Here is a 14,188-nt window from a genome sequence, read left to right as displayed (position 1 = left end):
CGGTAGTTCAGTTGGTTAGAATACCTGCCTGTCACGCAGGGGGTCGCGGGTTCGAGTCCCGTCCGTTCCGCCACTTATTAGAAAATTAAGCCTGCTACTAAGCAGGCTTAATGATAAGAAGATTTAGGGGCGTAGCTCAGTTGGTAGAGCACCGGTCTCCAAAACCGGGTGTCGCGAGTTCGAGTCTCTCCGCCCCTGCCAGAAACAATCCTTAGCATTATTGCTAAGGATTTTTTTTTACCTGTAATTTGAGTTTTTCCTTCTTTCTATTTTACTCCCGGCATCCTTGCCAGCGTTTTCCTTAATCTTCCAGAATATTCGTTCTCAGCAGATCGCAAATCAGCGCATGTTTATCGCTATTTTGCAGCCAAACTGCATATAACGGGCGTGAAAGCGTTGTACTGTCGGTAACCGTATGGAGATCGCTTTTACCTTTAGCCCAGCTGACCGGTAGCCAGCTAAAACCTTTGAGGACTGAAAGTTGCTGCCTGGCTAATTCTGCCGAACTGGTGGTAAGTACCGGCACTTCATCTCCCGCAATCAATCCAGCCTCGTGTTGCTGAAAGTCAGGTCCCCATTCCAGACGCAGATAATTCAGTTCATCTTTGGTTTGTGAAGGAGAACTGCAATAGAGCGCCAGCGTGAAATATCCCAACAGTTGGCTGCTAAATTCGTCCATTTTGGGCGTTTCGGTAGTAATCAATAGATCAAGCTGTCGCTCATGAAGCTGTTTTACTAACGACTGTCGCTGCGCGATCCTCGCTTCAAATTGCAGGCTGGATTGTGGCTCCTGGGATTGGTATAAACGCCCCAGCCAGCCATTAAGCATGCATTCCCAGAGGGATGCGCTGGCACCAATAGAAAACTCGTTATGCCGCGAGGTATTCGCAACCTCCTTACGTGCTGCTTGCCACGTATTCATCAGCGTTTCAGCGTAAGGTAATAATTTTTCACCTGCAGCGGTTAAGCGGATATTGTTTCTGTGTCGGGTGAACAGGTTTACACCCAATTGATTTTCCAGTTGTCTGATCCGAAAACTAACCGCTGATTGGGTCAGATAGAGCGCTTCAGCAGCCCTGCCAAAGTGGCGTGTCCGGCTAACTTCCAGGAAAGTTTTTAACAATTCCGTATCCACAACTCGCTCCATAAAATTATTTGTCGTTATGATTTAAATCTTTTGTTTGACGCTCTGTCAAGCGTAACTAATACTCCGCGCCATAAATAGCTCGGCCAAAGAATTAGGAGCGTGCAGGATGGCGGAAAGCTTTACGACGACTAATCGATATTTCGATAATAAATATTATCCCCGCGGATTCTCCCGTCATGGTGATTTCACCATTAAAGAAGCACAACTGCTTGAGCGTCACGGTTATGCTTTCAACGAGCTGGATCTGGGCAAGCGTGAGCCGGTAACGGAAGAAGAAAAACTGTTTGTTGCGGTATGCCGTGGTGAGCGCGAACCGGTTACCGAAGCTGAACGTGTGTGGTCCAAATACATGACGCGCATTAAGCGTCCAAAACGCTTCCACACGCTGTCTGGTGGGAAACCTCAGGTGGAAGGTGCGGAAGACTACACCGAATCTGATGATTAATAAAAAAGGGCGAAAGCCCTTTTTTTATGCCAGTAGTTTCTGCAAATGAATGAGTAATCTGTCTATCGCCCGATACCCAACAGCCTCCTGTAAGTGCTGGCGAGAGATATGGTCAGATTGTTCTATATCCGCGATCGTTCGAGCGACCTTTATCAGGCGTAACCAAGCGCGGATGGATAATCCGAGATGCGCGAGCGTTTCTTCAAGCCACTGCGCATCGTCGCTACGCAGTGGACAGTATTTATGGATATCCTGACTGTCCAGTTGCGCATTTAACTTATTCTGCCGCCGATACTGACGCTCTCGTGCTGCTGTAACGCGTTGCTTCACCGTTGCGCTATCTTCCCCTTTTACCTGGCTCTGGCTGAGTATGCCGGGCGGCGGTAAGGGGATTTCGAGGGAGAGATCGAAGCGGTCAAGAAATGGGCCTGATAATCGATTGAGGTAGCGTAGTGTCTGCTCTGGGGTACAGCGGTTATGGTTCCCCTGATAATGTCCTGTTGGGCTGGGATTCATGGCAGCAATAAGCTGAAAACGCGCGGGGTAAGTTATTTTTGCCCGAGTGCGGGATAAATGAATCTGCCCGGACTCAATGGGCTCTCGCAGTGCATCCAGCGTGCGCCGCTCAAACTCGGGAAGTTCATCCAGAAACAGTATGCCGTTATGCGCCAGAGATATCTCGCCTGGCGCAGGAATAGAGCCGCCACCGACCATGGCAGTTAATGAAGCACTGTGATGCGGCGAACGAAAAGGGCGTTGTTTCCACTGTTTTTGTAGCGTGTCGGAATTGACCAGACTTAGAATCGCGGCGCTTTCCAGTGCTTCATCATTGCTCAGTGGCGGAAGCAATCCTCTCAGGCGACTGGCCAGCATGGTCTTACCCGTTCCCGGCGGCCCGATGAGTAAGAGGTTATGACCGCCAGCTGCGGTAAGCTCCAGCCCGCGTTTACCCTGTTCCTGGCCGATAACATCGCTCAGATCATCTGCTAATGCGCAGGGGGTAAAATCTGCCGATGATGGTCTGTCTAAATCATGCTTACCTTCGAGAAATGCGCATACGGCCTGTAGATGATCGGCTATCAGGCACCCTTCACCGTGTATCAGTCCCACTTCAGCTGCATTCTCTTTTGCGACAATAATTCTCCTGCCTGCGCGAATAGCTTCAGTTGCACTTGATATCGCACCGGGAACGCCGCGTAACGCGCCTGTAAGCGCTAATTCGCCTACCAGCTCATATGTATCGAGGATATGGGTTGTAAGCTGCTCAGACGCTGCCAGAAGCGCAACTGCGATAGGTAAATCATATCGTCCCCCTTCTTTCGGGAGATCGGCTGGAGCGAGGTTTATGGTTATCTTCTTCGCCGGGAATTCATAACCGCTATTAATAATCGCACTGCGAACTCGATCGCGAGCCTCTTTTACCGTTGTTTCGGGTAATCCCACCATGGTTAAACCAGGCAAACCATTGCTGATATGTACCTCGATGGTAATGGCTGGCGCATTCACGCCCAGCGCAGCGCGTGTGTGAACAATCGATAGTGACATAAGCCCTCCTGATGAAAGCATTATGTCGCAATACATCGCGGCAAGATTTCACATAATTACGGTTTTTAGAGGCTTATTCCTGTGTTTTTATGTAGCTCAATACTGCTTGCATAAAGCCTGGAATAGCGCTCGCAAACGCTTTTGAATAACGTTTTTAGTAGGGAACGGGTTGCCGAGAATCACCTGAAAAGTGAAATATTTTCACTTTTGATTTTTTGTATAAAAAACAACGATATTTATCTAAACCGTTAACGGCGTCAGAAAAACGAATAAAAAAATATCTTGTGTCATTTGCAAATTCTATGGTAACTCTTTAGGTATTCCTTCGAACAAGATGCAAGAAAATACAAAAATGACAGCCCTTCTACGAGTGATTAGCCTGGTCGTGATTAGCGTGGTGGTGATTATTATCCCACCGTGCGGGGCTGCACTTGGACGAGGAAAGGCTTAGAAAACAAGCCTTAACGAACTAAGACCCCCGCACCGAAAGGTCCGGGGGTTTTTTTTGACCTTAAAAACATACATGAGGAGCAGAAAGTGGACGGTAGCATAAAATTCTGTTTCTCAAGATTTACGGCGGGGATGTAACTATGAATGGGGCACAGTGGGTGGTACATGCGTTGCGTGCACAAGGGGTTCAAACCGTCTTTGGTTATCCTGGTGGCGCAATTATGCCGGTTTACGATGCGTTGTATGACGGCGGCGTAGAACACCTGTTGTGCCGACACGAGCAGGGTGCGGCAATGGCGGCAATTGGCTATGCCCGTGCGACCGGTAAAACCGGCGTGTGTATCGCCACTTCAGGTCCTGGCGCTACCAACCTGATCACCGGACTCGCCGATGCGCTGTTAGATTCTGTTCCTGTGGTGGCGATCACCGGTCAGGTGGCCTCACCTTTCATCGGAACGGATGCGTTCCAGGAAGTGGACGTTCTGGGTATGTCTTTGTCCTGCACCAAACACAGTTTCCTGGTGCAGTCACTGGAAGAGCTGCCGCGCATCATGGCAGAGGCTTTCGCTGTGGCGAACTCCGGTCGTCCGGGTCCGGTTTTGGTTGATATCCCGAAAGATATCCAGCTGGCAAGCGGTACGCTGGAGCCGTATTTTACGACCGTCGAAAGCGTAGAGGTTTTCCCGCACGCTGACGTTGAGCAGGCGCGTAAAATGCTGGCGCAGGCGCAAAAACCGATCCTGTACGTCGGTGGCGGCGTTGGTATGGCGCAGGCGGTCCCGGCCCTGCGTGAATTTATCGCGGTAACCCAAATGCCGGTCGCCTGCACGCTGAAAGGTCTGGGCGCAGTAGAAGCTGACTACCCATACTATTTGGGTATGTTGGGAATGCATGGCACTAAAGCGGCAAATTTCGCGGTGCAAGAATGTGATTTACTGATTGCCGTGGGCGCGCGTTTTGATGACCGGGTGACCGGCAAGCTGAATACCTTCGCGCCGAACGCCAGCGTGATCCACATGGATATCGACCCTGCGGAAATGAACAAGCTGCGCCAGGCGCACGTCGCCCTGCAGGGTGATTTAAATTCTCTGCTGCCGGCATTGCAGCAATCTCTGAAGATTGACGCATGGCGTCAGCATAGCGCTGAACTGCGCACAGAGCATACCTGGCGCTATGATCATCCCGGTGAGGCTATCTACGCGCCACTGTTGTTGAAGCAGTTGTCCGATCGCAAACCCGCAGACAGCGTAGTGACAACGGATGTTGGTCAGCATCAGATGTGGTCGGCGCAGCATATGACCTACACCCGCCCGGAAAATTTCATCACCTCAAGCGGCCTGGGTACGATGGGCTTTGGCCTGCCAGCAGCGGTTGGTGCGCAGGTTGCTCGCCCGAACGATACGGTAATCTGTATCTCCGGTGACGGTTCCTTCATGATGAATGTACAGGAACTGGGCACCGTAAAACGCAAGCAGTTGCCGCTGAAAATAGTCTTACTCGACAACCAGCGGTTAGGCATGGTGCGACAATGGCAGCAGCTGTTTTTCCAGGAACGTTATAGCGAAACCACCCTTACCGATAACCCCGATTTCCTCATGTTGGCCAGCGCCTTCGGCATACCAGGTCAACACATCACCCGTAAAGACCAGGTTGAAGCGGCACTCGACACCATGCTGAACAGCGAGGGGCCATACCTGCTTCATGTCTCAATCGACGAACTTGAGAATGTCTGGCCTCTGGTACCGCCAGGTGCCAGTAACTCAGAAATGCTGGAGAAATTATCATGATGCAACATCAGGTCGCCGTTGAGGCTCGTTTCAATCCGGAAACGTTAGAACGTGTTTTACGCGTGGTACGCCATCGTGGTTTTCAGGTGTGCTCCATGAATATGGAAGCCGCCAGCGATGCGCAAAATATAAATATCGAATTGACCGTTGCCAGCCCCCGGTCGGTCGACTTACTGTTTAGTCAGTTAAGTAAACTGGTAGACGTTGCACATGTTGCTATCTGCCAGAGCACAACCACATCACAACAAATCCGCGCCTGAGCGCAAAAGGAAGAAAAATGACGACGAAAAAAGCTGATTACATTTGGTCTAATGGCGAGATGATTCGTTGGGAAGACGCGAAGGTTCACGTGATGTCCCACGCGCTGCACTACGGTACTTCTGTATTTGAAGGCATCCGTTGCTACGATTCTCACAAAGGGCCGGTGGTGTTCCGTCATCGCGAACATATGCAGCGTCTGCGTGATTCAGCCAAGATCTATCGTTTTCCGGTTTCTCAGAGCGTTGATGAGCTGATGGAAGCTTGCCGCGAGGTGATTCGTAAAAACAATCTGACCAGCGCCTATATCCGTCCGCTGGTGTTTGTTGGCGACGTGGGGATGGGCGTTAACCCGCCAGCGGGATACACCACTGATGTGATCATCGCCGCGTTCCCGTGGGGTGCTTACCTTGGTGCAGAAGCGCTGGAGCAGGGGATCGACGCGATGGTTTCTTCCTGGAACCGCGTGGCGCCGAACACCATCCCTACTGCTGCTAAAGCGGGCGGTAACTATCTGTCTTCGCTGCTGGTGGGTAGCGAAGCGCGTCGTCATGGCTATCAGGAAGGCATTGCGCTGGATGTGAATGGTTACATCTCCGAAGGTGCGGGCGAAAACCTGTTTGAAGTAAAAGACGGCATTCTGTTTACCCCGCCGTTTACCTCTTCTGCACTGCCGGGTATTACCCGTGACGCGATCATTAAGCTGGCGAAAGATCTCGATATCGAAGTACGTGAGCAGGTGTTGTCCCGTGAATCACTGTACCTGGCTGACGAAGTGTTCATGTCCGGTACCGCGGCTGAAATCACCCCAGTACGCAGTGTCGATGGTATCCAGGTGGGCGAAGGCCGCTGCGGTCCGGTCACCAAACGCATCCAGCAGGCCTTCTTTGGCCTCTTCACCGGTGAAACGGAAGATAAATACGGCTGGTTGGATTCAGTAAACCAATAACAAAATTAATATTTCCCCTAAATAATTCACGTTGCAGGAAGACGGCAACGCAGCAAGTCCCAGGAGCTTACTGTAGTAAGTGACTGGGGTGAGCGAGGCGGCCAACGCACCTGCGGCGTGAAGTATGCAGGGGAAAGACAGACGGGAGTTAATCAAGCATGCCTAAGTATCGTTCTGCTACCACCACCCACGGCCGCAATATGGCGGGTGCCCGCGCATTGTGGCGCGCCACCGGGATGACCGATGATGACTTCGGTAAACCGATTATCGCTGTGGTGAACTCCTTTACCCAGTTTGTGCCGGGTCACGTCCACCTGCGCGATCTCGGTAAGCTGGTTGCCGAACAAATCGAAGCCTCAGGCGGCGTGGCGAAAGAGTTCAACACCATTGCTGTGGATGATGGTATCGCCATGGGTCATGGCGGCATGCTGTATTCACTGCCGTCGCGTGAGCTGATCGCTGACTCCGTTGAGTACATGGTTAACGCCCACTGCGCCGATGCGATGGTCTGCATCTCCAACTGCGACAAAATCACCCCCGGGATGTTAATGGCCTCTTTGCGCCTGAATATTCCGGTGATCTTTGTTTCCGGCGGTCCGATGGAAGCCGGGAAAACCAAGCTCTCTGACCAAATCATCAAGCTCGACCTGGTTGATGCGATGATTCAGGGCGCTGACCCGAAAGTTTCCGACTCACAAAGCGAGCAGGTTGAACGTTCCGCCTGTCCGACCTGCGGCTCCTGTTCCGGTATGTTCACCGCTAACTCGATGAACTGCCTGACTGAAGCGCTGGGCCTGTCGCAGCCGGGTAACGGTTCACTGCTGGCGACTCACGCCGACCGTAAAGAACTGTTCCTCAACGCAGGTAAGCGCATCGTCGAGCTGACCAAACGCTATTACGAGCAGGATGATGCCTCCGCCCTGCCGCGCAACATTGCCAGCAAGGCAGCGTTTGAGAACGCCATGACGCTGGATATCGCCATGGGCGGCTCCACCAATACCGTTCTGCACCTGCTGGCAGCCGCGCAGGAAGCGGAAATCGACTTCACCATGAGTGATATCGACAAGCTGTCCCGCAAAGTCCCGCAACTGTGTAAAGTGGCACCGAGCACGCAGAAATACCATATGGAAGATGTGCACCGCGCAGGCGGCGTACTGGGTATTTTAGGCGAACTGGATCGTGCTGGACTGCTGAACCGCGACGTGAAAAACGTGCTGGGGATGACTCTGCCGCAAACGCTCGATCGGTATGACGTGATGTTGACCAAAGACGACGCGGTGAAAAAAATGTTCCGTGCTGGCCCGGCCGGCATTCGTACTACCCAGGCGTTCTCACAGGACTGCCGTTGGGATACGCTGGATGACGACCGCGCGGAAGGCTGCATTCGCTCGCTGGAGCATGCTTACAGCAAAGACGGTGGTCTGGCAGTTCTGTACGGTAACTTCGCGGAAAACGGCTGTATTGTAAAAACCGCAGGCGTGGATGACAGCATCCTGAAATTCACCGGCCCGGCAAAAGTGTATGAAAGCCAGGACGATGCGGTTGAAGCCATCCTCGGCGGTAAAGTGGTGGCTGGCGACGTGGTTGTCATTCGCTACGAAGGGCCGAAAGGCGGGCCAGGCATGCAGGAAATGCTCTACCCAACCACTTTCCTGAAATCGATGGGCCTCGGTAAGGCTTGCGCGCTGATTACCGACGGTCGTTTCTCCGGCGGTACTTCGGGGCTTTCCATTGGTCACGTTTCTCCGGAAGCGGCCAGCGGCGGTAATATCGCGATTATCGAAGATGGTGACATGATTGCCATCGATATCCCGAATCGTGGTATTCAACTTCAACTGAGTGATGCGGAAATCGCTGCGCGCCGTGAAGCGCAGGAAGCTCGCGGTGACAAAGCCTGGACGCCAAAAGATCGTCAGCGTCAGGTCTCCTTTGCACTGCGCGCCTACGCCAGCCTGGCAACCAGTGCCGACAAAGGTGCGGTGCGCGATAAGTCGAAGCTCGGGGGATAATGACCATGGCGGATTCACAACCTCTATCCGGCGCTCCTGAGGGTGCCGAGTATCTCAGAGCGGTATTGCGTGCGCCGGTATACGAAGCGGCACAGGTAACGCCGCTACAGAAAATGGAAAAACTCTCTTCGCGCCTCGACAATGTCATTCTGGTGAAGCGCGAAGACCGTCAACCTGTTCACAGCTTCAAGCTACGCGGTGCCTATGCCATGATGGCGGGCTTGACCGAAGAGCAAAAAGCGCATGGCGTCATTACCGCATCGGCTGGTAATCATGCTCAGGGCGTCGCTTTCTCTTCTGCGCGATTAGGCGTGAAGGCGCTGATTGTCATGCCAACGGCTACCGCCGATATCAAAGTCGACGCCGTTCGCGGCTTCGGCGGAGAAGTGCTGCTGCACGGCGCGAACTTTGATGAAGCCAAAGCCAAAGCGATTGAATTGTCGCAGCAGCAGGGTTTTACCTGGGTGCCGCCGTTCGATCATCCGATGGTGATTGCCGGGCAGGGCACGCTGGCGCTGGAGCTGCTCCAGCAGGATGCGCATCTCGATCGCGTATTTGTGCCAGTTGGTGGTGGCGGATTAGCGGCAGGCGTGGCAGTGCTAATTAAACAGCTGATGCCGCAAATCAAAGTGATTGCCGTGGAAGCGGAAGATTCGGCCTGTCTGAAAGCGGCGCTGGATGCCGGTCATCCGGTGGATCTGCCGCGAGTGGGTCTCTTTGCCGAAGGCGTGGCGGTGAAACGTATTGGTGATGAAACCTTCCGTCTGTGCCAGGAATATCTCGACGATATTATTACCGTGGATAGCGATGCTATTTGCGCGGCAATGAAAGACCTGTTCGAGGATGTACGTGCGGTGGCGGAACCTTCCGGGGCACTGGCGCTGGCGGGGATGAAAAAATACATCGCCCAGCATAATATTCGCGGCGAGCGCCTGGCGCATGTTCTTTCCGGCGCTAACGTTAACTTCCACGGCCTGCGCTACGTTTCCGAACGTTGCGAGCTGGGGGAACAGCGCGAAGCCTTGCTGGCCGTGACCATCCCGGAAGAAAAGGGCAGCTTCCTGAAGTTTTGCCAACTGCTGGGCGGGCGCTCGGTGACCGAGTTTAACTACCGCTTTGCTGATGCGAAAGACGCCTGCATTTTTGTCGGCGTACGTCTGAGTCGTGGGCTGGAAGAGCGTAAGGAAATCCTGCAACTGCTCAATGAGGGCGGCTATAGCGTGGTGGATCTGTCTGATGACGAGATGGCGAAGCTACACGTGCGCTATATGGTCGGTGGACGTCCGTCGAAACCCTTACAGGAACGTCTTTATAGCTTCGAATTTCCGGAGTCGCCGGGGGCGTTGCTCAAATTCCTGCATACCCTGGGGACGCACTGGAATATTTCATTGTTCCACTATCGCAGTCACGGCACTGATTATGGTCGTGTGCTGGCGGCGTTTGAGTTGGGTGAACACGAGCCTGATTTCGAAACGCGGCTGAATGAACTGGGTTATGACTGTCATGATGAAACACATAACCCGGCGTTCAGGTTCTTCCTGGCGGGTTAACGACAGCCATTAAAAAAGGGTTCATGTAAAAACATGAACCCTTTTTGCTACTGTATCAGCAGATTACAGCGTGATAACGTCGAATTCGACTTCGGTATTCACGTCAGCATCGTAATCCACACCGTCGAGGGCAAAACCGAACAGGTTCAGGAATTCCTGCTTGTATCCTGCATAGTCAGTTTCTTGCGCCAGGTTTTCGGTAGTGATCAGCGGCCACAGATCGCGACATGCCTGCTGAATGTCGTCACGCAGTTCCCAGTCATCCATACGGATACGCTGGTTGTCATCAAGCGCCACTTTATCGCCGTACAGGCTGGTGGTCATCAGACGGTTGATCTGCTCAATACAACCTTCGTGAATCCCCTGCGCTTTCATCAGCTTGAAGACCATGGAGATGTACAGTGGCATTACCGGAATCGCAGAAGATGCCTGGGTGATAACGGACTTCAGTACGGCAACGTTAGCGGAACCGTTCAGCGGTGCCAGCTGGTTACGCAGTTCTCCCGCCGCGCGATCGAGGTCTTCTTTCGCTTTGCCCAGCGCGCCGTGCCAGTAGATTGGCCAGGTCAGGTCGGTACCGATGTAGGAGTAGGCTACGGTTTTCACGCCATCAGCCAGCACGCCCGCTTCGCTCAGCGCGCCCATCCACAGTTCCCAGTCTTCGCCGCCCATGACGGTGACGGTGTTCTGAACTTCTTCTTCGGTTGCCGGCTCAATGCTGGCGGTGATGATCTGATCTTTGTTGGTATCGATCGCTTTAGAGGTGTAAACCTCACCGATTGGCTTCAGCGCTGAACGGACGATTTCACCGGTTTTCGGCATTTTACGCACTGGGGAAGCCAGTGAGTAAACCACCAGGTCAATCTGACCCAGGTCTTCTTTGATCAGTTTGATCACTTCATCACGGCATTCGTCAGAGAACGCATCGCCGTTGATGCTTTTGGAGTACAGACCTTCACGCTTGGCCGCTTCGTCGAAAGCTGCAGAGTTATACCAGCCTGCGGAACCTGGTTTGGTATCCGTGCCCGGTTTTTCGAAAAATACGCCGATAGTGGCGGCACCGCTGCCAAAGGCGGCGGAAATTCTGGAAGCCAGACCGTAACCGGTGGAAGCACCGATCACCAGCACTCGAGACGGGCCGTTCTCGATTTTCCCGTTCTGCTTAACATACTCGATCTGCTTTTCCACGTTGACTTTGCAGCCAGTCGGATGGGTCGTTGTACAGATGAATCCACGAATTTTTGGTTTGATTATCATAATGATGGCTAATTAAGTTTGTATTTTCGCTGTCAAGTGCGCAATGACACCGTCTGTTCTGGCCTGCTTAACGCGATGGTTAACAAGCCCCCCACTACAATGGATCACGACATTATACAGAAAAGGAGCGCCAATACTGAATCTACCACTGATTTTAGACCTGACGCTGGCGCTACTCTGCGGATTTACGTTCCAGAACAATCTTCCAAAACGCGTCGATCAGCGGTTCATGCAGTCGCTTTTTCGGCGCGCAGACGCCAAGCTCGAACGGTGTTTTTTCGTCACTGCGCTCTAAAATCATCACGCGATTACGCACCGGCTCCGGGCTGTTTTCTAGCACCACTTCCGGCAGCAGAGCTACGCCGCAGCCCAGCGCCACCATTGAGACCATCGCTTCGTGGCCACCCACCGTGGCGTAAATTGATGGGTTGCTGATTTTGTGACGGCGGAACCACAGCTCGATACGGCGGCGTACCGGACCCTGATCGGCCATGATAAACGGCACCGTCGACCAGTCCGGCTTATCGACCGATACCTGATTACGCACCGGGCAGGGCAACGCCGGAGCGATCAACACAACCGTCAGATTCTCCAGCATCGAGAACGCCACCGCGCCAGGCAGCGTTTCGGGCTTACCGGCAATTGCCAGATCGGCTTCACCAGTGACCACTTTATCCATCGCATCGGCGGCGTCGCCGGTGGTGAGCTTAATTTCCACTGACGGATGCTCGGCGCGGAAACGGTCAAGGATTGGCGGCAGATGGCTGTAGGCGGCAGTTACCGAACAGAAGATATGCAGTTCGCCCGACAGCGACGGCCCTTGTTGATCTAAGGTGTGGCGTAACTGCTGGTACTGCAACAGCGTCTGTTGGGCAAACACGCGCAGCTCTTCACCTGCTTCGGTCAGCGTAACCGTACGGTTATCGCGCACAAACAGCGGCTGGCCGAGGTCTTCTTCGAGGCGCTGAATCTGCCGGGAAAGCGTGGATGGGCTGACGTGCATTGCCCGCGCGCTGCGGCCAAAGTGACGACTTTCAGCCAAATGCAGGAACATTTTCAGATCGCGTAAATCCACAGACGAGCCTCCGATTTTCTACGTTGCATAAATTGCAATGTGACGTTGTGAATATATCAATTTCCGCAATAAATTTCCTGTTGTAATGTGGATTCAATCTCGCAAATACAAATCTGCGAACCGAATAATAAGCACCACAACACAACATCACGGAGTACACCATCATGGCTAACTACTTTAATACACTGAACCTGCGCCAGCAGCTGGCACAGCTGGGTAAATGTCGCTTTATGGGTCGCGACGAATTCGCCGATGGTGCGAGCTACCTTCAGGGTAAAAAAGTGGTCATCGTCGGCTGTGGCGCCCAGGGTCTGAACCAGGGCCTGAACATGCGTGACTCCGGTCTGGATATCTCCTACGCACTGCGTAAAGAAGCCATTGCTGAGAAGCGTGCTTCCTGGCGTAAAGCGACCGAAAACGGCTTCAAAGTGGGTACCTACGAAGAGCTGATCCCGCAGGCTGATCTGGTGGTTAACCTGACTCCGGACAAGCAGCACTCCGACGTTGTGCGTTCTGTACAGCCGCTGATGAAAGACGGTGCAGCGCTGGGTTACTCCCACGGCTTCAACATCGTGGAAGTTGGCGAGCAGATCCGTAAAGACATCACTGTTGTGATGGTGGCACCGAAATGTCCGGGTACAGAAGTGCGTGAAGAGTACAAACGTGGTTTCGGCGTACCGACCCTGATCGCCGTTCACCCGGAAAACGATCCGAAAGGCGAAGGCATGGCGATCGCTAAAGCTTGGGCTGCGGCTACTGGAGGTCACCGTGCGGGTGTGCTGGAGTCCTCCTTCGTTGCGGAAGTGAAATCTGACCTGATGGGTGAGCAGACTATCCTGTGCGGTATGCTGCAGGCCGGTTCTCTGCTGTGCTTCGATAAGCTGGTGGAAGAGGGTACTGACCCGGCATATGCTGAAAAACTGATTCAGTTCGGCTGGGAAACCATCACCGAAGCGCTGAAGCAGGGCGGCATCACTCTGATGATGGACCGTCTGTCTAACCCGGCGAAACTGCGTGCTTACGCGCTGTCCGAACAGCTGAAAGAGATCATGGCGCCGCTGTTCCAGAAACACATGGACGACATCATCTCCGGTGAATTCTCTTCCGGCATGATGGCTGACTGGGCCAACGACGATAAGAAACTGCTGACCTGGCGTGAAGAGACCGGCAAAACCGCGTTCGAAACCGCTGCCCAGTTCGACGGTAAAATCGGCGAGCAGGAATACTTTGATAAAGGCGTTCTGATGATTGCGATGGTGAAAGCGGGCGTTGAGCTGGCGTTCGAAACCATGGTGGATTCCGGCATCATCGAAGAATCTGCTTACTACGAATCACTGCACGAACTGCCGCTGATCGCCAACACTATTGCCCGTAAGCGTCTGTACGAAATGAACGTGGTTATCTCTGATACCGCAGAATACGGCAACTACCTGTTCTCTTACGCTTGCGTACCGCTGCTGAAAGAGTTCATGACCACCCTGCAGACCGGCGACCTGGGCAAAGCGATTGCTGAAGGCGCGGTAGACAACGCGCAACTGCGTGACGTGAACGATGCGATTCGCGGCCATGCTATCGAGAAAGTGGGCCAGAAACTGCGTGGCTACATGACCGATATGAAGCGCATTGCGGTCGCAGGATAATTCCTCATAGAGGAATGGCATATCAACAGCGCTTCGTAGGCCGGATAAGCGAAGCGCTATCCGGCAAAAAAAGCCC

Annotated in this window: 12 protein-coding genes and 1 tRNA gene; 9 read left to right on the top strand and 4 right to left on the bottom strand. The window is 53.2% G+C overall.

The features are described 5' to 3' along the window. Positions 1-125 precede the first annotated feature (125 nt). A tRNA-Trp gene (locus OGY13_RS11600) sits at positions 126-201 on the top strand. A 100-nt stretch (positions 202-301) separates the two neighbouring features. On the opposite strand, the gene hdfR is transcribed toward OGY13_RS11600, so the two are convergent. After that, positions 302-1,147, bottom strand: a complete 846-nt coding sequence (gene hdfR, locus OGY13_RS11595; protein ID WP_008787063.1) for an HTH-type transcriptional regulator HdfR — start codon at positions 1,145-1,147, stop codon at positions 302-304. A 106-nt stretch (positions 1,148-1,253) separates the two neighbouring features. Here hdfR and maoP point away from each other — a divergent pair, with 106 nt between their 5' ends. Beyond that, the gene (maoP, locus tag OGY13_RS11590; RefSeq protein WP_003018025.1) at positions 1,254-1,592 is read left to right on the top strand and encodes a macrodomain Ori organization protein MaoP; all 339 of its coding nucleotides are present in this window, start codon (positions 1,254-1,256) and stop codon (positions 1,590-1,592) included. A 24-nt stretch (positions 1,593-1,616) separates the two neighbouring features. On the opposite strand, the gene OGY13_RS11585 is transcribed toward maoP, so the two are convergent. After that, positions 1,617-3,137, bottom strand: a complete 1,521-nt coding sequence (locus OGY13_RS11585; RefSeq protein WP_213752696.1) for a YifB family Mg chelatase-like AAA ATPase — start codon at positions 3,135-3,137, stop codon at positions 1,617-1,619. A 352-nt stretch (positions 3,138-3,489) separates the two neighbouring features. Here OGY13_RS11585 and ilvL point away from each other — a divergent pair, with 352 nt between their 5' ends. The 6 genes from ilvL to ilvA all read left to right on the top strand — a co-directional run bounded on the left by ilvL (position 3,490) and on the right by ilvA (position 10,140). Then, on the top strand, positions 3,490-3,588 hold the full coding sequence (ilvL, locus tag OGY13_RS11580; protein ID WP_001311244.1) for an ilv operon leader peptide: 99 nt from the start codon (positions 3,490-3,492) through the stop codon (positions 3,586-3,588). A gap of 139 nt (positions 3,589-3,727) precedes the next feature. Further along, entirely contained in the window at positions 3,728-5,374 is a 1,647-nt protein-coding gene (ilvG, locus tag OGY13_RS11575; protein ID WP_125363354.1) for an acetolactate synthase 2 catalytic subunit, read from the top strand. Continuing rightward, positions 5,371-5,634, top strand: a complete 264-nt coding sequence (gene ilvM, locus OGY13_RS11570; RefSeq protein WP_003018017.1) for an acetolactate synthase 2 small subunit — start codon at positions 5,371-5,373, stop codon at positions 5,632-5,634. The genes ilvG and ilvM overlap by 4 nt, the downstream gene beginning before the upstream one ends. 17 nt (positions 5,635-5,651) lie before the next feature. Further along, positions 5,652-6,581, top strand: a complete 930-nt coding sequence (locus OGY13_RS11565; protein ID WP_003829030.1) for a branched-chain amino acid transaminase — start codon at positions 5,652-5,654, stop codon at positions 6,579-6,581. A 158-nt stretch (positions 6,582-6,739) separates the two neighbouring features. Next, positions 6,740-8,590: a dihydroxy-acid dehydratase gene (gene ilvD / locus OGY13_RS11560; protein ID WP_213752697.1), complete on the top strand. Its 1,851-nt coding sequence runs from the start codon at positions 6,740-6,742 to the stop codon at positions 8,588-8,590. 5 nt (positions 8,591-8,595) lie between these two features. Then, positions 8,596-10,140 carry a threonine ammonia-lyase, biosynthetic gene (gene ilvA / locus OGY13_RS11555; protein ID WP_003018007.1) on the top strand — a complete coding sequence of 515 codons (1,545 nt, stop codon included), beginning with the start codon at positions 8,596-8,598 and terminating at the stop codon, positions 10,138-10,140. A gap of 63 nt (positions 10,141-10,203) precedes the next feature. On the opposite strand, the gene fabV is transcribed toward ilvA, so the two are convergent. After that, positions 10,204-11,397, bottom strand: coding sequence for an enoyl-ACP reductase FabV (fabV, locus tag OGY13_RS11550; protein ID WP_008787067.1), 1,194 nt, complete (start codon positions 11,395-11,397; stop codon positions 10,204-10,206). A gap of 172 nt (positions 11,398-11,569) precedes the next feature. Continuing rightward, positions 11,570-12,472, bottom strand: coding sequence for an HTH-type transcriptional activator IlvY (gene ilvY / locus OGY13_RS11545; RefSeq protein WP_003829023.1), 903 nt, complete (start codon positions 12,470-12,472; stop codon positions 11,570-11,572). A gap of 164 nt (positions 12,473-12,636) precedes the next feature. Between ilvY and ilvC the strand changes: the two genes are divergently transcribed. Beyond that, positions 12,637-14,112 carry a ketol-acid reductoisomerase gene (gene ilvC / locus OGY13_RS11540; RefSeq protein WP_003829020.1) on the top strand — a complete coding sequence of 492 codons (1,476 nt, stop codon included), beginning with the start codon at positions 12,637-12,639 and terminating at the stop codon, positions 14,110-14,112. Positions 14,113-14,188: the final 76 nt, after the last annotated feature.

Source organism: Citrobacter sp. Cpo045, from assembly GCF_030332875.1.
Taxonomy (GTDB): Bacteria; Pseudomonadota; Gammaproteobacteria; order Enterobacterales; family Enterobacteriaceae; genus Citrobacter; species Citrobacter portucalensis.
This window is presented reverse-complemented; position numbering and strand designations above follow the sequence as displayed.